We start from the raw sequence: 17,978 nt of genomic DNA, 5'->3' as shown, positions 1-17,978 counted from the left end.
CCTCGTGGAGCACGAGAGGATGGGCGCCATGACGCCGACATCGACCGAACCCGTCCTGCCCACTCGGGACGATCCGGTGGTCCGGGCGGGCAGCGAACTCGTCGGTGGGCCGGCCGGGCGCCGGATCCGCTTCGTGCCGAACCGGTGGTGGACCCCCGTCCGGGTGCTGGTGCTGCTCGCGGTGGTCTGCTTCGCGCTGGGCATCGTGCAGAAGAAGCCCTGCTACGACGGCGGTTGGTTCTCCGGGAGCACGCAGTACTCGCACGCGTGCTACAGCGACATGCCGCATCTGTACGTCAATCGTGGTCTCGCGGACGGGAAGATCCCGTACTTCCAGGAGACCGGCGACAAGGACATGAAGTTCCTGGAGTATCCGGTGATCACCGGCGGGGTGATGGCCTTCGCCGGGACCCTGGCGCGCGCCGCCGGGGACATCACCGGCGGTGACATCCAGGACGAGCAGTTGTGGTTCGTGATGATCAACGCGTTGATCATGATGGCCTGCGCCGTGGTCACGGTGATCGCGGTCAAGGGCACCTCCGGACGCCGGCCCTGGGACGCGGCGATGGTGGCCTGCGCGCCGGCGCTCGCGCTCAACGGGTTGATCAACTGGGACCTGGTCGCGGTCGCGTTGACCGCGGTGGGCATGTGGTCCTGGGCCCGGCGCAACGTGGTGGTGGCCGGGGTGCTGATCGGGTTGGCGACCGCGGCGAAGTTGTATCCGGTGTTGTTGCTGGCGCCGCTGTTCCTGCTGTGTCTGCGCTCGGGGAAGCTGGTCGCGTTCGCCAAGACGGCCGCCGCGGCGACCGCCTCGTGGCTGGTGGTGAACCTGCCGGTGATGCTGGACTTCGACGGCGGGCTGCACATCCGCGAGGGCTGGAAGTTGTTCTACACGTTCAGTCAGGACCGCCCCGCCGACTACGGGTCGTTGTGGCTGATCATCCAGCAGCGCAACGGGCGCACGCTGGAGCATCTGAACACCTACGTCACGCTGAGCCTGGTGTTGTGCGGCCTCGCGATCGCCGCGCTGGTGATGTTCGCGCCACGGCGGCCGCGGTTCGCCCAGGTCGCGTTCCTGATCGTGGCCGTCTTCATCCTGACCAACAAGGTCTACTCGCCGCAGTACGTGTTGTGGCTGATCCCGCTGGTGGTGCTGGCCCGGCCGCGCTGGCGGGACTTCCTGATCTGGCAGGCGTGCGAGGTGACCTACTTCCTCGGCGTGTGGATGTACATCGCCTCGTTCTCCGGCAAGGGCCTGTCGCAGAACGCGTACCACGTGGTGATCCTGCTGCACCTGCTCGGCACGGCGTACATCTGCCTGGTGGTGGTGCGCGACATCCTGCGTCCGGAGCGGGATCCGGTGCGCGCGGACGGCGGCGACGATCCCTCGGGCGGGGTGCTGGACCGGGCACCGGACGTGTTCGTGCTCACCCCGCCGCTCGCCCGCGCGGGCCTTTGAGCGATACCGGGCGGCCCGCGGGCCGCCCGGCTCCGGGCGCCGCGAGGGTCAGCGGATGGCGATCCGGTCGAAGTGCGTCGTGGTGTGCCGCAGCGCCGCCTCCAACTCGTCGCCGGGCTTGGGCGGAGCCACGTCGTTGGCCAGGAACAGCAGGCTGACCTGCATGTGCGGGGGCTCGGCGAACCAGCGCTGCTTGCCCGCCCAGGTGAACGGGGACAACGACCGGTTGACCGTGGCCAGGCCCGCGCGGGCGACGCCCTTGGCACGCGGCATCACCCCGCGCACCGTCTTGGGCGCCTCCAGGCCCACGCCCTGCGCGGTGCCGCCGCTGACCACGACCAGGTGCCCGTCGCTGGGCGCCTTGCGCTGGCGGTAACCGAACCGCTCGCCGCGCGCGATCCGCACCACGTCGAGCACCGTGCCTCGGCTGGCCAGCGCGTCGTGCTCGCCCAGCCACAGGTCGGTGCCGATCCGCGGCCGGAACTCGGTGTCGGGGTAGCGCTCGCGCAGTGCCGCCAGTTCGCCGGCGGTCAGGTGGCTGACGTACATCGTGCGCACCGGCAGCCGCGCCGCGCGCAGCCGCTCGACCCAGGCCACCACCTCGGCGACCGGGTCGTAGCCGTCCGGGTGATCCAGCGGCAGGTGCAGCGAGAAGCCCTCCAGGCGCACGTCGTCCATCCCGGTGCGGAGCTTGACCAACTCCTCCTCGGTGACCCCGTCGCGCTTCATCGTGGTCATGCACGCGACCACGATCCGACAGCCCACCAGATCCCGGGCCGCCTGCACCGAGGAGACGGTGCGGATGGTGCGGTCCGGCAGCGGGACCGCCTCCTCGCCGCGCAGATACGGGGTGAGCACCAGGACCTTGCCGTCGAAGTGGTCCTTGACCACCGCGGCCTCGTACGTGGTCCCCACGGCCACGGTGTCCACACACATCCGGGCGGCCTCCTCGGCCAGCCGGGGATTGGTGAAGCCGTACCCGTTGCCCTTCATCACCGGCACCAGACCGGGGAACGTGTCGCGTACCTCGTCCTGGTGCTTGCGCCAGCGGGCGGCATCGACGTAGAGCGTGAGCGACATGGGCGTTTCGGGGCCTTCCGTGTGCGGGACTTGCCCTTGGCGGACGCAGGGCGGAGGCGGGGCACGCGACGCCGGGTGCGCCGCGATGGTCTCGTGACAGGCCAACGACACAGGTGCCGCCGACGTTGCGTCAGCGGCGGGACATGTACATGTCGAGCGCCTTGTGCAGCATCTTGTTGAGCGGGAAGTCCCACTCGCCGAGATATTCGACGGCCTGGCCGCCGGTGCCGAGCTTGAACTGGATCAGGCCGAACAGGTGGTCGTTCTCGTCCAGGGTGTCACTGATGCCGCGCAGGTCGTAGGCCGAGGCGCCGAGCGCGTAGGCGTCGCGCAACATCCGCCACTGGATCGCGTTCGAGGGCCGCACCTCGCGCTTGTGGTTGGCGGAGGCGCCGTACGAGTACCAGACGTGGTCGCCGACGGTGACCATCGTGGTGGACGCGAGCACCTCGCCCTCGTGCTTGGCCAGGTAGAGCCGCATGCGCTCGGGGTCCTCGGCGTTGAGCGCCTTCCACATGCCCTGGAAATAGGCCAGCGGCCGCGGGGTGAAGTGGTCGCGCACCGCGGTGACCTTGTAGACCTCGTGGAAGATCGGCAGGTCGTCGTAGCCGCCCTGGACCACGTCGACGCCGGCCTTGCCGGCCTTCTTGATGTTGCGTCGCCACAGCTGATTGAAGCCCGCGTGCACGTCGTCGAGACTGCGCCGGACCAGCGGCACCTGGAAGACGTAGCGCGGCTGCACGTCGCCGAAGCCGGCCCCGCCCGAGGCGTCCTGCTGCCAGCCCAGGCCGCGCAGTTGCCGCTCCAACTCGGCGCCGCGCTCGTCGGTCCAGTCCGGGGTCAGATCGCGCAGCCGGTTCGCCGACTTGGCCGCGATCGCCTTCTTGATCGTCTCCGCCTCCCAGCGGGCGATCACCACCGGCGGGCCCATCTTGACCGAGAACGAACCGCGGCTCTTGAGGTGCGCCAGCATCGGGTCGAGCCACTTGCGCAGATCGCCGTCGAACCAGTCGATCACCGGGCCCTCGGGCATGTACGCCAAATAACGCTTGATCTTCGGCAGTTGCCGATAGAGCACGAGCGCCGCGCCGACCACCTCGCCCGTCTCGTCGAGCCAACCGATGCTCTCGGACCGCCACTCACTCTTCACCGCGCCCCAGGAGGGGCACTGAAGAAAGCTCACGGAGGGCCTGCCCTTGATGAAGGCGAGATGCTCCTCGGCGGTGAGCGTCCTCAGGCGCAAAGACATGTAAGGGCTCCTCGGGTTCGGTGCGGCCGTGACAGAGGTTACTGCGCCTTTGGGCGCTATGGATCGGGCCGGGCGACCCGAGGGGGAGCGTACGAGGACGAGGCGGACCTTTTCCGTCGAAACGGACCGACTCGGCCCGCCGGGTCCGGATCCGGCGGGCCGAGTCGGTCGGGGCGGGTACGCGGATGCGGGCCGGTCAGTACAGGCCGCCGTGGAACATGTTCATGAACAGGGCGACGGCGGACACACCCAGTGCGAGCACCGTGACCACCCGCTCCTCCGTGGTCGCCGAGAACATCTGGCTGATCAGACCGGTCAGCACCCCCGCGAGGGCCGTCCACGCGCCCAGCACGTGGGTCCCCTTGAAGAACGCACTGACGCCCGCCACCAGGGCGAACAGCACCACCGCGGCCACCAGCGCGTTCTCGCGCGGATGGGCCCGGCCGTCGGAGTTGAGGGTCAGTCGGGGCCGGTGTGCTCCGGCGGGGGCCGCCGTTGCCGTGTGGCGGGTCGGATGTGCCATCACACACCTCCGGTGAGTGACTGCGGGACGGACCAATTTGTCCATATATCCATCCCCCGGGGTGACCGGCGGCATGCTCGGATTTCGAGACTGTCTCCCGGTCCGGGTACGCTGTACCGTCCGCTGCCCTTTCGGCACCCCCGCGCGTTCGCGTATCGGGGGCCGCCCGGGTGTGGCGGCATTACGCAAGCCCTCCTGCCACGGAGATTCCGTGGCCGATCAGTCCACAGGAGGTGGGTGTTCACATGCGTAGCTACGAACTCATGGTCATCCTCGACGCGGACCTCGAAGAGCGCGCGGTCACGCCGCTGCTCGAGCAGTTCCTCAATGTCATCCGCAACGACGGTGGCAAGGTCGAGAAGATCGACACGTGGGGCCGTCGCCGGCTCTCGTACGAGATCAAGAAGAAGTCCGAGGGCATCTACGCCGTCGTGGACCTGGCCGCGGAGCCCGCGACCGTCAAGGAACTCGACCGGCAGATGAACCTCAACGAGTCGGTCCTGCGGACCAAGGTCCTGCGCCCCGACCAGCGCTAGTCCGAGCTCGCGCGCACCACCAACCGCACCGCACGTCGAAACGCAGCACTGCGCTGAAATCAGCGAAGGGGTCAGCATGGCAGGCGAGACCATCATCACTGTTGTCGGAAACCTGACTGCCGACCCGGAACTGCGCTGGACGCAAAGCGGTGCCGCAGTCGCGAGCTTCACCGTGGCGTCCACGCCGCGCACGTTCGACCGGCAGACGAACGAGTGGAAGGACGGCGAAGCGCTGTTCCTTCGTTGTTCGGCCTGGAAGCAGCTGGGCGAGAACGTGGCGGAATCCCTCCAGCGCGGCACGGGCGTCATCGTCCAGGGCCGGCTGAAGCAGCGGTCCTACGAGACCAAAGAGGGCGAGAAGCGCACCGTCGTGGAGCTCGAGGTCGACGAGATCGGCCCGAGCCTGAAGTGGGCCACCGCGAAGATCACCAAGAGCAGCCGCAGTGGCGGCGGTCAGGGTGGGTTCGGCGGCGGCCAGCAAGGCGGCGGACAGCAGGGTGGCGGTGGCTATGGCGGCCGTCCCCAGCAGGGCGGTGGCGCACCCGCCGGCGACCCGTGGGCCACTCCCGCAGGGGGCGGCCAGCAGCAGGGCGGCGGCGGCGCGGGGGGCTGGGGTCCCCCGCCGGGCGGCTACTCGGACGAACCCCCCTTCTAGGCCGCACGGCCGAGGGAACGGTTCGCATCCCGAGCTGAAGACTTCTGAAACGATCTGGAGAGCACAATGGCGAAGGCGCCTGCGCGCAAGCCTAAGAAGAAGGTCTGCGTGTTCTGCAAGGAGAAGATCTCCTATGTGGACTACAAGGACACCAACCTGCTGCGGAAGTTCATTTCCGACCGCGGGAAGATCCGCGCTCGTCGCGTGACCGGTAACTGCACGCAGCACCAGCGTGACGTCGCCGTGGCCGTCAAGAACAGCCGCGAGATGGCGCTGCTGCCGTACACCAGCACTGCTCGCTGAGAAAGGGTGATCTTGTAATGAAGCTCATCCTCACCCACGAGGTGACCGGTCTCGGTGAGCCCGGCGACATCATCGAGGTCAAGGACGGCTACGGCCGCAACTACCTCGTCCCGCGCGGCTACGCGATCCGCTGGAGCCGCGGCGGCGAGAAGGACGTGGCGGCCATCCGTCGCGCCCGCAAGGTCCGCGAGATCCGCACGCTCGACCAGGCCGCCGAGGTCAAGGGTCAGCTCTCGGGTCTCAAGGTGACGCTCCGGACGCGTGCCGGTGAGACGGGTCGCCTGTTCGGCTCGGTCACCGTCGCGGACGTCGTCTCGGCCATCAAGGCCGCCGGCGGTCCGGACATCGACAAGCGTCGCGTCGAGATCGGTACGCCGATCAAGACCGTCGGCTCGCACCGCATCACGGTTCGCCTCCACCAGGAGGTCTCGGCCGCGCTCGACCTCGACGTCGTGCCTGCCTGACCGGACGCATCCGAACGGCCCGACCCCCTTGCGGGGTCGGGCCGTTCGGCGTTTTTCGAGTACCGAATGAGTAGCGGTACTCATGCCCCACCCACCCGCCGCGGCCCAGTCTGGAGGAACACGCCGGGCGGGCCGGCGGGGCAAAGGGGCGGACGGTCATGGCCAGATTCATCCGACAGTGGTTGCTGCGCGCGGTCGGCTTCGCGCTGACCGCTCTGTATCAGCTCTACCGGGTCCATCCCGTGGTCTGGCGCTGGACCGCGACGCACTATCGGCCGTGGATGCAGCGGTTCGCCCGCCGACACGCCTGGCTGACCTGCCAGTTCGCCGCCCTGGACGTGCCCGCCTACCGGGACTTCCTGCGCCGGCACCGGTGGCGCTTTCGCTGGTTCGACCTCACCTCGTACCCGGAGACGTCCAAGGAGAACTACGTCAAGGCCTACCCCGAGGAAACCCGGTGTTGGCTGGGCGAGTTGGCGGTGGCCGGGACGGTCGTGGACGAGTCGTCCGGCTCCTCCGGGACCCCGCACAACTGGCTGCGCTCGCGGCGCGAACTCAAGTCGGTGCACCGCAACCTGGCCGGCTACACGTCACTGGTCTTCCCCCGGCGCAGGCTGTTCGTGATCAACGCCTACTCGATGGGCGCGTGGGCCACCGGCACCAACACCGGGATCGCGATGGCCCGGGTGGCGATGGTCAAGAACACCGGCCCCGACCTCGACAAGATCGTGGACACGCTGCGCCACTTCGGGCCGCGCTTCACCTACCTGGTCACCGCGTACCCCCCGTTCCTCAAGCACCTGCGCGATCGGCTCGACGCCGAGGGCTTCGACTGGCATCGGCACGCGATGTACGGGTTCGTCGGCGGCGAGGGGATGACCGAGGCGCTGCGCGACTACCTCGAGGAGCGCTTCGTCAAGGTGCGCTCCGGCTACGGCGCCTCGGACCTGACCATCGGGATGGCCGGCGAGAGCGACGCGACGGTGTGGCTGCGCAAGCGGCTGCTGACCGACGAACGGCTGCGCACCCGGCTGCTCGGGCCGGACGAGGGTCGGGTGCCGATGGTGTTCCAGTACAACCCGATGGAGACGTACCTGGAGACCAACGCCGAGGACGAGGTGATCTGCACGATCAACTCGACCGCGGTGCTGAGTCCGAAGGTGCGCTACAACATCGGCGACGAGGGTCGGTTGTTGACCTTCCCCGAAGTCGAGGCATTGATCCGGCCGGACGCGGCGGCGTGGGCCGACTGGCAGCGCGCCGCGCGGGTCGAGGGGATGCGCCTGCCGCTGCTTCTGCTGTTCGGGCGCAAGGACAGCACGATCTCGTACATGGGCGCCAACATCTATCCGCAGGACGTCGAGTACGGCCTGTACCAGGACAACCCGATGGCGGCGCACCTGGAGGGGTTCTGCCTGACCGTCGACGAGTACGCCGATCTGGAGAGCCGGCCCGTGGTCAATCTCCAACTGCGCGACGGTACTTCGCTGGCGGATGCGGAGCGGGACCGGCTCGCCCTGGTGTGCCGTGCGGGCGTGGTGCGGCATCTGGCCCGGGTCAGCCGGGACTTCGCCCAGTCGCTCGCGGAGGATCCGACCGCCGCCGATGTGCGGGTGCTCGTACACGACTTCCGGACCGGGCCGTTTCTGCGCGGCACCAGCCGGATCAAGAACGTCTACCTCGTGGAGGGGGAGCAACGATGAGGACCACCGACTTCTCGGCGGCGCCGGCGCAGGCGCGCGGCGAGGCGATGTTCATCGGGGCCACGCACTACAGCGGGTTGCGCGCACTGCTCTCGCTGGCCCGGCCGTGGTTGCGGATGGTGCGCACGATGCGGCGGATGGACGGCTATCGCTGGCACAAGGTCTATTTCCAGGGGCCGTTCACCCTGGGTACGGTCGCGGTCTTCGCCGACCGGGACGCGCTGCTCCGGTTCGCCCGGTCCAAGGCGCACCGGGATCTGATGTGCTGGATGACCGACCGGGGCGAGTACAACGGCACCGCCGGGTTCATCCGACTCTTCGACGCGCAGCCCAGCGGCTACAGCAACGGCGCGTGGCGGGCCGAGGGCGACGGGATGGCGCACATCGACGCGTTCACCCCGATCGGCCGCGAGGAGACCGGCGCGCCGGTGCACCGGAAGGCGACGTCGTGACGCTCACCGTGGAGCGGGTCGACTCTCGGCGCGGGTTGCGCGACTTCTGCGAACTCCCGTTGCGGCTGCACCCGAAGGGGCGTTACATACCGGTGCTGCGCGGCCAGGTGCGGCAGTGGTCGCGGGACGGGATCGGGCTCTATCTGGTGCGCGATCGGGCCGGGCGGGCGGTGGGGCGGACGTGTCTGCACACCGACGAGCGGATGGACGCCAAGCTGGGCGGGCGGCATCAGCTGTTCGGGCTCACCGAGTTCGCCGACGACCCGGCGGTGTTCGGGACGCTGGTGGAGCTGTTGACGCGTCGCGCCACGGACTCCGGGCGGGGGTTTTTGTTCGGGCCGGTGGCGCTGCTGCCGAATCAGACCGGTGGGGTGATCACCTCGGGATTCACCGAGCGTGGCTTCGTGGACTCGGCGTGGAATCCGGCGCGGTATCCGGAAACCTACGAACGAGCCGGGTTCGCCCGGCGGTTCTCGGCGGCCACCTGGATCTGTGCGAGGTTGCGGGAGCGGACCGACGATCCCGATGCGACGTATGTGTTCGACGACGCGCGGATCGCCGCCGAGGGGTTGGTGATCCGGCGCGGGTCGCGGCGTCGGCTGGCCGAGCAGTTGCCGATCCTGCACACGATGCTGAACGCGAGTTTCGCGCAGTTGGGCTACTACACCCCGATCAGCCTCGACGAACTGCGGGCCCAGACGGACGGGTTGGCGTATCTGCTGGACGAGTCGCTGCTGCTGTTCCTGGAGCGGGCCGGTGCGCCGATCGCCTTCACGCTGGCCGTGCCGGACATCTCGGAGTTCCTGGTCCGGATCGGCGGCGATCTGCACATGGGCAATCAGCTGCGGCTGTTGGCGACCCGGGGGCGCTACCGCCGGGAGGCGGTGTTGATCATCAAGGGGACGGTGCCGGGTGCCCAGGGGCGCGGCTATCTGACGTTGTTGGCGCGCGAGCAGTATCGGGCGCTGCGCGCGGGCGGCTACGACACGTTGCGGAGCACGTGGGTCGAGGACGACAACCGGGCGTCGGCGGCGCAGTACCGCCGGATCGGCGGACGCGAGTTGCACGGGCACACGTTTTACGTGAAACAGGTGGGGAGTGCGGGGTGAGCGCGGTGAGTACGGAGCTTGCCGAGTTGTCGCGGTTGGCCGGGCGGGCGCCGAGTGCGCACAACACCCAGCCGTGGACGGTGTCGCCGAGCGGGGCGCTCGGGTACGCGCTGTCCTGGGATCCGGCGCGTGAACTGCCGGTGGGGGATCCCGAGCGGCGGGATCTGTTCCTCTCGCTCGGGGCGTTCGTGGAGGCGTTCCTGATCGCGTCGGCGGCCCTCGGGGTGCCGCTGCGGGTGGAGTGGGGTACACCGGCCGAGCCGCGGGTGCCGGCCCGGTTCGTGCGGGCCGAGGAGTGCTACGCGACGCCGTTCACGGCCGCGGATCTGGCCGGGCGGCGGACCGCGCGTGGGGCGTATCTGCCGGGGGCGCTGCCGGATGTGCTGCTCGCCGAGGCGGCGGTCGCGCTCGCCGGGTCGGCGGGGTTGTGGCGGGGCGGCACGCGGGAGCTGGCGCCGTTGCTCGACCGGGCGGATCGGTGGTTGTTCGGGGAGCCGGCGGTGGTCGCCGAGCTGCGGGGGTGGTTGCGGCTGCGGCCGGTGCGGGCCGGGGCGACGGTGGCCCGGGACGGGTTGACCGGGCCGGCGTTGGCACTGTCCCGGGTGCAGGCGCGGGCGCTGCACGCGGTGTTGCGGCCGGGTGCGTATCGGGTGTTGCGCCGGGTCGGGTTGGCCGGGGCGTTGGCGGCGGGGTCGCGGGGGACGCTGCGCTACGACGGGAGTGTGCTGGTGTTGACCGCGCCGGCCGGGCCCGGGTCGGCGGCGGAGTTGCTCGAACCGGGGCGGGGATTGTTCCGGTGCTGGTTGACGCTGGCTCGGCACGGCTACGCGACGCATCCGATCAGTCAGCTGCTCGACTGCGGGCGGACCGCGCGGGAGTTGGCGGGTCTGGTGGGCGAGGTGCCGCTGGCGGTGTTCCGGGTCGGGCGGCCGGTGGTGGAGCCGGTGCGGTCGGCGCGGCTGACGGACTGAGGGGGGCGGTGGGTCCACAGGTCGGTGGTGCGACAGATCGGTGGGTGGGTGGGTGAGTCGGTGGGTCGGTGTCGAGGGTCCGCTCGAAAGAGTTGGTGTGCCGGGTTGCCCTAATACCCCTAGGGGGTATAGTTTCGGGGATGTGGGGCCGACCATGGTCACCGCGTCGACGAAAGGAACACCGTCATGAGCACCGCCACCTTCACCGTCACCGGGATGACCTGCGGCCACTGCGTGTCGTCCGTCACCGAGGAGGTCTCCGAGGTGTCGGGCGTGACCGACGTCAAGGTCGAGCTGGCCTCCGGTCTGGTCACCGTGACGTCCGAGCAGCCCGTGGACACCGAGGCGGTCCGGGCCGCCGTCGTCGAGGCGGGTTATCAGGTAGTCGGGGCGTGAGCCCGTGCCGTTCCGCCGGGTGGGCCGGCGGAACGGCAATTTTTTCGCCGCGCACACCCCTGCCGTCGCGGTACCCCTACCCGGTAGGGATACTCGAAACGGACTCGAGGACCCGAGGAGCAGTGATGAGCACCGACAGCCCGAAGACCGTCCCGGCCGACGACCCGTCGACCCGGATCGAGCTCGAACTGGGCGGAATGACCTGCTCCTCGTGCGCCAACCGGATCGAGCGCAAGCTCAACCGGCTCGACGGGGTGCGCGCGACGGTGAACTTCGCGCTGGAGAAGGCGACCGTGCACTACCCGGCCGGCGTCGGGCCGGACGAGTTGGTGGCGGCGGTCGAGGCGGCCGGATATACCGCGAAGCCGATCGAGGAGCGGGGCGCCGGGGCCGGCTCGGCGGCGGCCTCCGCCGGTTCCGGCGGTTTTGCCGAATCGGCCGACTCGGCGGATTCGGTCGACGAGCACACGGGGGTGTTGCGGTCGTTGCGGGAGCGGCTCCTGGTGAGCACCGCGTTGGCCGTTCCGGTGATCGTGGTGTCGATGATCCCGGCCTTGCAGTTCCGGTTCTGGCAGTGGGCCGTGCTGATGCTCGCGGCGCCGGTGGTGGTGTGGGGCGGGTGGCCGTTCCACCGGGTGGCCGCGAAGAACCTTCGGCACGGCACCGCGACGATGGACACGCTGGTCTCGCTCGGCACCCTCGCCGCGTTCGGCTGGTCGTTGTACGCACTGTTCCTGGGCGGCGCGGGCGAGCCCGGGATGAAGATGGAGTTCGCGCCGACCGCGGGCACCGGCGGACATGCGGAGATCTACCTCGAGGCCGCGGCGGGCGTGATCGTGTTCCTGCTCGCGGGCCGCTATTTCGAGGCCGGGTCCAAGCGCAAGGCGGGTGCCGCACTGCGGGCGCTGCTCGAACTGGGCGCGCGGGGCGTGTCGGTGCTGGGCGACGACGGGCGCGAGGAGCGGATTCCGGTCGACCGGTTGACCGTGGGCACCCGGTTCGTGGTCCGGCCCGGCGAGAAGATCGCCACCGACGGTGTGGTCGTCGAGGGTTCGTCCGCGGTGGACGCGTCGATGCTCACCGGCGAGTCGGTGCCGGTCGAGGTCGGTCCCGGCGACGAGGTGACCGGGGCCACGCTGAACGCGGGCGGACGGCTCGTGGTGCGGGCGACCCGGGTCGGCGCGGATACCCAACTGGCCCGGATGGCACGGTTGGTGTCCGACGCGCAGACCGGCAAGGCCGAGGTACAGCGGCTGGCCGACCGGGTCTCCGGGGTGTTCGTACCCGTCGTGATCGCGCTCGCGGTGGCCACGCTCGGGTTCTGGATCGGTACGGGTGCGGGGGTCGAGGCGGCGTTCACCGCGGCGGTGGCCGTGCTGGTGATCGCCTGCCCGTGCGCCCTGGGCCTGGCCACGCCGGTCGCGCTCCTGGTCGGTACCGGGCGCGGTGCGCAACTCGGGGTGCTGATCAAGGGTCCCGAGGTGCTCGAATCGACCCGGCGCGTGGACACCGTGGTCCTGGACAAGACCGGCACGGTCACCACCGGCCGGATGTCGCTCGCCGCGGCGGTCCCGGTGTCCGGCGGCGATGCGGGCGAACTGCTGCGGATCGCCGGTGCGTTGGAGCACGCGAGTGAGCACCCGATCGCCAAGGCGATCGCCGCGGCTGCCGAGGACCGGTTCGGGCCGCTGCCCGCCGTGGCGGGGTTCACCAACCGCGAGGGCCTGGGCGTGGAGGGTGTGGTCGAGGGACACGCGGTGGTCGCCGGGCGGCCGACGCTGCTCGCCGATTGGGGGCTCGCGCTCCCGGTCGAACTGGTGGCCGCGCTGGACGAGGCGGAGGGCGCCGGGCGGACCGCTATCGCGGTCGCGTGGGACGGCGAGGTACGGGGTGTGTTGGTGACGGCCGACACGATCAAGGACACCTCGACCCGGGCGGTCGCCGGGCTGCGTGCGCTGGGGCTGACTCCGGTGTTGCTGACCGGTGACAACGAGCGGGCGGCGCGGGCGGTGGCCGCCGAGGTGGGCATCGACGAGGTGATCGCCGGGGTGTTGCCGCAGGGCAAGGTGGACGCGGTCAAGGCGTTGCAGGCGCGTGGCCGGGTGGTCGCGATGGTCGGCGACGGGGTCAACGACGCGGCGGCGCTCGCGGTGGCCGACCTGGGTCTGGCCATGGGGACGGGGACGGACGCGGCGATCGAGGCGGCCGACCTGACCCTGGTCCGGGGCGATCTGACCGCCGCGGTGGACGCGATCCGGCTGGCCCGGTCCACGCTGCGGACGATCAAGACCAACCTGTTCTGGGCGTTCGGCTACAACGTGGCGGCGATTCCGCTCGCGGTGGCCGGGCTGCTGAACCCGATGATCGCCGGGGCCGCGATGGCGTTCTCGTCGGTGTTCGTGGTCGGCAACTCGCTGCGGTTGCGCCGGTTCGCGTCGGTGGCGCAGGCGTCGGGGCTCGCGGCGGCGACCGGGGTCGAGCGGCCGGTTCGCGAGCTTGTGGTGCGGTGAGCGGGTGTTGGCGTACGCGGGACGGGGTCGCGCGTCCCGCGTACGTCAGCGCTTGCCGGTCACCAACCAGGCATCCCCGTACGCCCGGTGGCCGAGCAGCAGTACGCGGCTGAGCATGAACGTGCCGATCGCCCACCACCACACCGCGAGCAGGCCGCCGCCGAGGGCCAGGACCAGGGCGAGGGCCGCACAGAACGCGGCCAGTACGACCGGCATCGCGAACGCCAGATAGCGGCCGTCGCCCGCGCCGATCAGCACCCCGTCGAGCACGAACACCGCGCCTGCGAGCGGTTGTAGCGCGGCGACCGCGAGCAGCGTGCCGGCGAGCAGGTCGCGGACCGCCGGGTCGGTGCTGAACAGCGGGATGTACAGGGGGCGTGCGGCGACCACGACGATCGCGAACAGGACGCCCGTCCACACCCCCCACACCAGCATCCGCCGGGTCGCCGCCCGGGCACCGGCCGCGTCCCCCGCGCCGAGGGCTCGGCCGACGATCGCCTGCGCGGCGATGGCCAGGGCGTCCATCGCGAAGGCGAGGAACGTCCAGATCTGCCAGGCGACCTGGTGGGTGGCGATCGAGGTGTCGCCCATCCTGGTGGCCGCGACGGTGACGACCACGAGTACGGCGCGCAGGCTGACGGTACGTACGAACAGCGGCGCGCCGGCGGCGGCGGAGGCACGGATCCCGGCCCGGTCCGGGCGCAACGACGCGTCGTGTCGGCGGGCCCCGCGTACCACGGTGACCAGGTAGATCAGGGCCATGCCGGTCTGCGCGAGCACCGTGCCCCACGCGGATCCGGCGATGCCCCAGTGCAGCCCGTAGACGAAGCCGACGTTGAGCAGCAGGTTGGCAGCGAACCCGAGGACCGCGACCAGGAGCGGGGTCCGGGTGTCCTGGAGGCCGCGCAGTACGCCGGTGGCGGCGAGCACGATCAGCATGGCGGGGATGCCGAGTGAGCCTATTCGCAGGTAGGTCACCGCGGGTGGGGCCGCGCTGGCCGAGGCGCCGAACGCGTCGACGATCCACGGGGCGCCGACCAGGCCGACCACCAGGAGCAGTGCGCCGAGCAGGGCGGCGAGCCAGACCCCGTCCAGGCCCTGGCGGATTGCCGCGCGCGGGTCGCCGGCGCCGAGCAGGCGGGCGACCGCGGCGGTGGTCGCGTAGGCGAGGAATACGCACAGGTTGACCAGCGTGGTCAGGATCGCGCCCGCGACGCCGAGGCCGGCCAGTTGGGGTGTGCCGAGCCGGCCGACGATCGCCGAGTCGACCAGGACGAACAGTGGTTCGGCGACGAGGGCGAAGAAGGCGGGCACGGCCAGGCGCAGGATGTCGCGGTCGTGGGCGCGTGGTCGGGGGGCTTCGGTCGGCGGTTGGTCGGCCTGCGGGGTGGGCGGTTCGGGGGTGGCCGGCGGCTGGGGGCCGGGCTGCGTGGGGGGTGGGGACGGGACCGGGGACGGCACTCGTCCACCGTAGTCATCCACAGGTAAGGGCCACAATGCGCTCCTGGTCATTACCGGCGAGCGCGGGGCGTACGCGGGTGCACACGTGGGGCGATAGCCGCATGATTCGCCCAACAGTTTTTCACATACACAGCCGGTGGATAGAGAAATCGCAGGTCAGGTGGGGTTTGTGGACATGGTTGCGAAGCGTTCGTGGCCGACTGCGCACAGCTTTTACACAGCTGGACCCACCCCTCTCCACAGGTTATCCACAGTTATCCACAGGGCCTGTGCATGACCGCCTTGGCCGGTCACGGGTCCACCCGTACGGTGAAGGGCCGCACGCCGCGTCGTGCGGCGGATCTGTCGGCCGTGTGGCGTATGAAAGACACGGTGTTACTGCGGTGCGATCTCGCGTGAGCCTTGGTGAAAGGAGACTTCGGGCATGAGCGTCTCCGAGTTCGAAGAGGCCCGGCCCGAACCGGCCCGCGAGGGATTCGAGCGGACCCCGCCGCAGGACATCGCGGCCGAACAATCGGTCCTGGGCGGCATGATGTTGTCCAAGGACGCGATCGCCGACGTCGTGGAGAACCTCAAGCCGATCGACTTCTATCGGCCCGCCCACGAGCTGGTCTACAACGCGATCCTCGACCTCTACGCCCGGGGCGAACCGGCCGACGCGGTCACCGTCGCCGCCGAACTCACCAAGCGCACCGAGATCGGCCGGGTCGGCGGCGCGCCGTACCTGCACACCCTGATCTCGTCCGTGCCGACCGCGGCCAACGCCGAGTACTACGCCCGGATCGTGCGCGAACAGGCGGTGCTGCGCCGCCTGGTCGAGGCGGGCACCCGGATCGTGCAGATGGGTTACGCGGCCGACGGCGAGGTCGACGACATCGTCAACAACGCCCAGGCCGAGGTCTACAAGGTCACCGAGCAGCGCACCACCGAGGACTACGCACCGCTGGCCGACATCATGGAGGGCGCCCTCGACGAGATCGAGGCGATCGGCTCCCGAGGCGGCCAGATGTCCGGCATCCCCACCGGCTTCACCGACCTCGACTCCCTCACCAACGGCCTCCACTCGGGCCAGATGATCGTGATCGCGGCGCGGCCGGCCATGGGCAAATCGACGCTCGGATTGGACATCGCTCGCGCCTGTTCGATCAAAAACGGTCTCGCCAGTGTGATTTTCTCGCTGGAGATGGGGCGCAACGAGATCATGATGCGGCTGCTGTCGGCGGAGGCGCGGGTGGCGTTGCATCACATGCGGTCGGGGAGCATGACCGACGACGACTGGACTCGGCTGTCCCGGAAGATGGGCGAGGTCACCGCGGCGCCGATGTACATCGACGACTCGCCGAACCTGTCGATGATGGAGATCCGGGCCAAGTGCCGCCGGCTCAAGCAGAAGCACGATCTGCGGCTGGTGATCATCGACTACCTCCAGCTGATGCAGTCGGGCGGCTCCCGCCGGGCGGAGAACCGGCAGCAGGAGGTCTCCGAGATGTCCCGAAACCTCAAGCTCCTGGCCAAGGAACTCGAGGTCCCGGTGGTCGCGATGTCCCAGCTGAACCGTGGCCCGGAACAACGAACCGACAAGAAACCGATGGTTTCCGACCTTCGCGAATCCGGCTGTGTGACGGCTTCGACCCGGGTGCTGCGGGCCGATACCGGGGCCGAGGTCTCCATGGGGGAACTGCTGGCGACCGGAGCCCGGGACATTCCCGTCTGGTCGCTGGACGAGCAGTTGCGGTTGGTGCCGCGCACCATGACGCATGTCTTTCCCAGCGGGGTCAAGGAGGTCTTCCGGCTACGACTGGCATCCGGGCGGGAGATCGAGGCGACCGCGAACCACCCCTTCCAGACCTACGACGGGTGGCAGCCATTGGGCGCGTTGGCCGTCGGGGCGCGAGTTGCCGTGCCGCGCCGGATCGACGCGCCCATGGCGCCGGTGGCCTGGCCGGAGGCCGAGGTGGTGATGCTGGCGCACCTGCTCGGGGACGGCTGTGTCGCGCCGCGACAGCCCATCCATTACACGAGCAACGACGAGGCCAACCTCCGTGCCGTGGAGGAGGCGGCGGCCCATTTCGGGATCACCCCGCGCCGCGTGGCGCAGCAGACGTGGTGGCACGTATACCTGCCGGCTCCGCAGCGCCTCACCCACGGTCGGCGGAACCCGATCGCCGCCTGGCTCGACCGGTTCGGCCTCTACGGCAAGCGCTCGCACGAGAAGTTCCTGCCGGCGGAGGTCTTCGGGCTGCCCGACGATCAGGTGCGCCTGTTCCTGCGGCACGTGTGGGCCACCGACGGTTCGGTCACGGTGTCGGCCGCAGGGGCCGTACGCGTCTACTACGCGAGCACCAGTGAGCGGCTCGCCCGCGATCTGCAACTGTTGCTGCTGCGGCTGGACATCCGGGCGCGACTGCGCCGGGTGGGTAACACCAAGGGGCGTCCGGGTTGGACCGTGGACATCTCCGGAGTGGAGGATCAGCGGCGCTTCCTGGCCGACGTGGGCGTTCACGGTGCGCGCGGGGAGCGGGCGGCCGCGGCCCTGGAGCGGCTCGACGGAGTCACGGCGAACACCAACCTGGACACCGTCCCCCGCGAGGTCTGGGAGGCGGTCAAGGCGGCGATGCAGGACCGCCGGATGACCACGCGCGCCTTCCAGGCCGCCCTGGGCACCAAGTACTGCGGCTCGGCCCTGTACAAGGCGGCACCGAGCCGGACCCGGCTGGCCACCGTGGCAAGCATCCTGGAGAGTGCGGACCTGGATCTGCTCGCGACCAGCGACGTGTTCTGGGACCAGATCACCGAGATCGAGAGCCTCGGCGAGCAGGAGGTCTACGACGCCACCGTGCTCGGCACGCACAACTTCGTTGCAAACGGGATCAACATCCACAATTCGATCGAGCAGGACGCCGACATGGTCATTCTCTTGCATCGTGAGGATGCGTACGAGAAGGAGTCGCCGCGAGCCGGTGAGGCGGACCTGATCGTGGCCAAGCACCGCAACGGGCCGACCGCGACGATCACCGTTGCGTTCCAGGGGCATTACTCGCGGTTCGTGGACATGGCGCAGAGCTGAGCCCCGGCTGTGGGGTCCCAAATTTCGGTGCCCGTTTTCA

General features: G+C 69.9%; 16 protein-coding genes. 12 read left to right on the top strand and 4 right to left on the bottom strand.

Going from position 1 to position 17,978, the window contains the following annotated elements:
- Positions 1–19 precede the first annotated feature (19 nt).
- Complete coding sequence (locus tag ABIA38_RS04180; protein ID WP_424637177.1) at positions 20–1,459, top strand: glycosyltransferase family 87 protein; 1,440 nt, start codon at positions 20–22, stop codon at positions 1,457–1,459.
- A gap of 48 nt (positions 1,460–1,507) precedes the next feature.
- Here the strand turns inward: ABIA38_RS04180 and ABIA38_RS04175 are convergent, their stop codons facing one another.
- The 3 genes from ABIA38_RS04175 to ABIA38_RS04165 all read right to left on the bottom strand — a co-directional run bounded on the left by ABIA38_RS04175 (position 1,508) and on the right by ABIA38_RS04165 (position 4,311).
- Entirely contained in the window at positions 1,508–2,539 is a 1,032-nt protein-coding gene (locus ABIA38_RS04175; RefSeq protein WP_424637011.1) for an alanine racemase, read from the bottom strand.
- A 130-nt stretch (positions 2,540–2,669) separates the two neighbouring features.
- Complete coding sequence (locus ABIA38_RS04170; RefSeq protein ID WP_424637010.1) at positions 2,670–3,788, bottom strand: lipid II:glycine glycyltransferase FemX; 1,119 nt, start codon at positions 3,786–3,788, stop codon at positions 2,670–2,672.
- Positions 3,789–3,984: 196 nt separating this feature from the next.
- A complete protein-coding gene (locus ABIA38_RS04165; RefSeq protein ID WP_424637009.1) occupies positions 3,985–4,311 on the bottom strand; it encodes a hypothetical protein in 327 nt (108 codons plus the stop codon).
- 245 nt (positions 4,312–4,556) lie between these two features.
- Between ABIA38_RS04165 and rpsF the strand changes: the two genes are divergently transcribed.
- The 10 genes from rpsF (at position 4,557) to ABIA38_RS04115 (ending at position 13,410) form a co-directional block, all read left to right on the top strand.
- Complete coding sequence (gene rpsF / locus ABIA38_RS04160; RefSeq protein WP_020557172.1) at positions 4,557–4,847, top strand: 30S ribosomal protein S6; 291 nt, start codon at positions 4,557–4,559, stop codon at positions 4,845–4,847.
- A 76-nt stretch (positions 4,848–4,923) separates the two neighbouring features.
- Complete coding sequence (locus ABIA38_RS04155) at positions 4,924–5,502, top strand: single-stranded DNA-binding protein (protein ID WP_424637008.1); 579 nt, start codon at positions 4,924–4,926, stop codon at positions 5,500–5,502.
- Between the two features lie 66 nt (positions 5,503–5,568).
- Positions 5,569–5,805, top strand: a complete 237-nt coding sequence (gene rpsR / locus ABIA38_RS04150) for a 30S ribosomal protein S18 (protein ID WP_020557174.1) — start codon at positions 5,569–5,571, stop codon at positions 5,803–5,805.
- A 17-nt stretch (positions 5,806–5,822) separates the two neighbouring features.
- On the top strand, positions 5,823–6,269 hold the full coding sequence (gene rplI / locus ABIA38_RS04145; protein WP_424637007.1) for a 50S ribosomal protein L9: 447 nt from the start codon (positions 5,823–5,825) through the stop codon (positions 6,267–6,269).
- 158 nt (positions 6,270–6,427) lie between these two features.
- A complete protein-coding gene (locus tag ABIA38_RS04140) occupies positions 6,428–7,972 on the top strand; it encodes a phenylacetate--CoA ligase family protein (RefSeq protein ID WP_424637006.1) in 1,545 nt (514 codons plus the stop codon).
- Positions 7,969–8,424, top strand: coding sequence for a DUF4188 domain-containing protein (locus ABIA38_RS04135; RefSeq protein ID WP_424637005.1), 456 nt, complete (start codon positions 7,969–7,971; stop codon positions 8,422–8,424). The genes ABIA38_RS04140 and ABIA38_RS04135 overlap by 4 nt, the downstream gene beginning before the upstream one ends.
- The gene (locus ABIA38_RS04130; RefSeq protein WP_424637004.1) at positions 8,421–9,533 is read left to right on the top strand and encodes a hypothetical protein; all 1,113 of its coding nucleotides are present in this window, start codon (positions 8,421–8,423) and stop codon (positions 9,531–9,533) included. The genes ABIA38_RS04135 and ABIA38_RS04130 overlap by 4 nt, the downstream gene beginning before the upstream one ends.
- 5 nt (positions 9,534–9,538) lie before the next feature.
- Complete coding sequence (locus tag ABIA38_RS04125; protein ID WP_424637003.1) at positions 9,539–10,504, top strand: hypothetical protein; 966 nt, start codon at positions 9,539–9,541, stop codon at positions 10,502–10,504.
- Between the two features lie 186 nt (positions 10,505–10,690).
- Complete coding sequence (locus tag ABIA38_RS04120) at positions 10,691–10,900, top strand: heavy-metal-associated domain-containing protein (protein ID WP_424637002.1); 210 nt, start codon at positions 10,691–10,693, stop codon at positions 10,898–10,900.
- 125 nt (positions 10,901–11,025) lie between these two features.
- Entirely contained in the window at positions 11,026–13,410 is a 2,385-nt protein-coding gene (locus ABIA38_RS04115) for a heavy metal translocating P-type ATPase (protein WP_424637001.1), read from the top strand.
- 45 nt (positions 13,411–13,455) lie between these two features.
- Here ABIA38_RS04115 and ABIA38_RS04110 read toward each other — a convergent pair whose 3' ends face one another.
- Positions 13,456–14,892, bottom strand: coding sequence for an MATE family efflux transporter (locus tag ABIA38_RS04110; protein ID WP_424637000.1), 1,437 nt, complete (start codon positions 14,890–14,892; stop codon positions 13,456–13,458).
- 403 nt (positions 14,893–15,295) lie between these two features.
- Between ABIA38_RS04110 and ABIA38_RS04105 the strand changes: the two genes are divergently transcribed.
- Entirely contained in the window at positions 15,296–17,938 is a 2,643-nt protein-coding gene (locus ABIA38_RS04105; protein ID WP_424636999.1) for a replicative DNA helicase, read from the top strand.
- The last annotated feature ends 40 nt before the right edge of the window (positions 17,939–17,978 follow it).

Origin of the sequence: Embleya sp. AB8 (genome assembly GCF_049739465.1) — a bacterium.
In the GTDB taxonomy this organism is placed as follows: Bacteria; Actinomycetota; Actinomycetes; order Streptomycetales; family Streptomycetaceae; genus Embleya.
Note: the sequence above shows the minus strand (reverse complement) of the source record. Positions and strands in the feature narration are given on the sequence as shown.

Bases quoted from the DNA above. Each gene is read 5' to 3' on its own strand.
- ABIA38_RS04140 (WP_424637006.1), top strand. From the start codon at position 6,428: ATGGCCAGATTCATCCGACAGTGGTTGCTGCGCGCGGTCGGCTTCGCG.
- ABIA38_RS04120 (WP_424637002.1), top strand. From the start codon at position 10,691: ATGAGCACCGCCACCTTCACCGTCACCGGGATGACCTGCGGCCACTGC.
- rplI (WP_424637007.1), top strand. From the start codon at position 5,823: ATGAAGCTCATCCTCACCCACGAGGTGACCGGTCTCGGTGAGCCCGGC.
- ABIA38_RS04155 (WP_424637008.1), top strand. From the start codon at position 4,924: ATGGCAGGCGAGACCATCATCACTGTTGTCGGAAACCTGACTGCCGAC.
- ABIA38_RS04135 (WP_424637005.1), top strand. From the start codon at position 7,969: ATGAGGACCACCGACTTCTCGGCGGCGCCGGCGCAGGCGCGCGGCGAG.
- ABIA38_RS04175 (WP_424637011.1), bottom strand. From the start codon at position 2,539: ATGTCGCTCACGCTCTACGTCGATGCCGCCCGCTGGCGCAAGCACCAG.
- ABIA38_RS04180 (WP_424637177.1), top strand. From the start codon at position 20: ATGGGCGCCATGACGCCGACATCGACCGAACCCGTCCTGCCCACTCGG.
- rpsR (WP_020557174.1), top strand. From the start codon at position 5,569: ATGGCGAAGGCGCCTGCGCGCAAGCCTAAGAAGAAGGTCTGCGTGTTC.
- rpsF (WP_020557172.1), top strand. From the start codon at position 4,557: ATGCGTAGCTACGAACTCATGGTCATCCTCGACGCGGACCTCGAAGAG.
- ABIA38_RS04165 (WP_424637009.1), bottom strand. From the start codon at position 4,311: ATGGCACATCCGACCCGCCACACGGCAACGGCGGCCCCCGCCGGAGCA.
- ABIA38_RS04170 (WP_424637010.1), bottom strand. From the start codon at position 3,788: ATGTCTTTGCGCCTGAGGACGCTCACCGCCGAGGAGCATCTCGCCTTC.
- ABIA38_RS04105 (WP_424636999.1), top strand. From the start codon at position 15,296: ATGAGCGTCTCCGAGTTCGAAGAGGCCCGGCCCGAACCGGCCCGCGAG.
- ABIA38_RS04115 (WP_424637001.1), top strand. From the start codon at position 11,026: ATGAGCACCGACAGCCCGAAGACCGTCCCGGCCGACGACCCGTCGACC.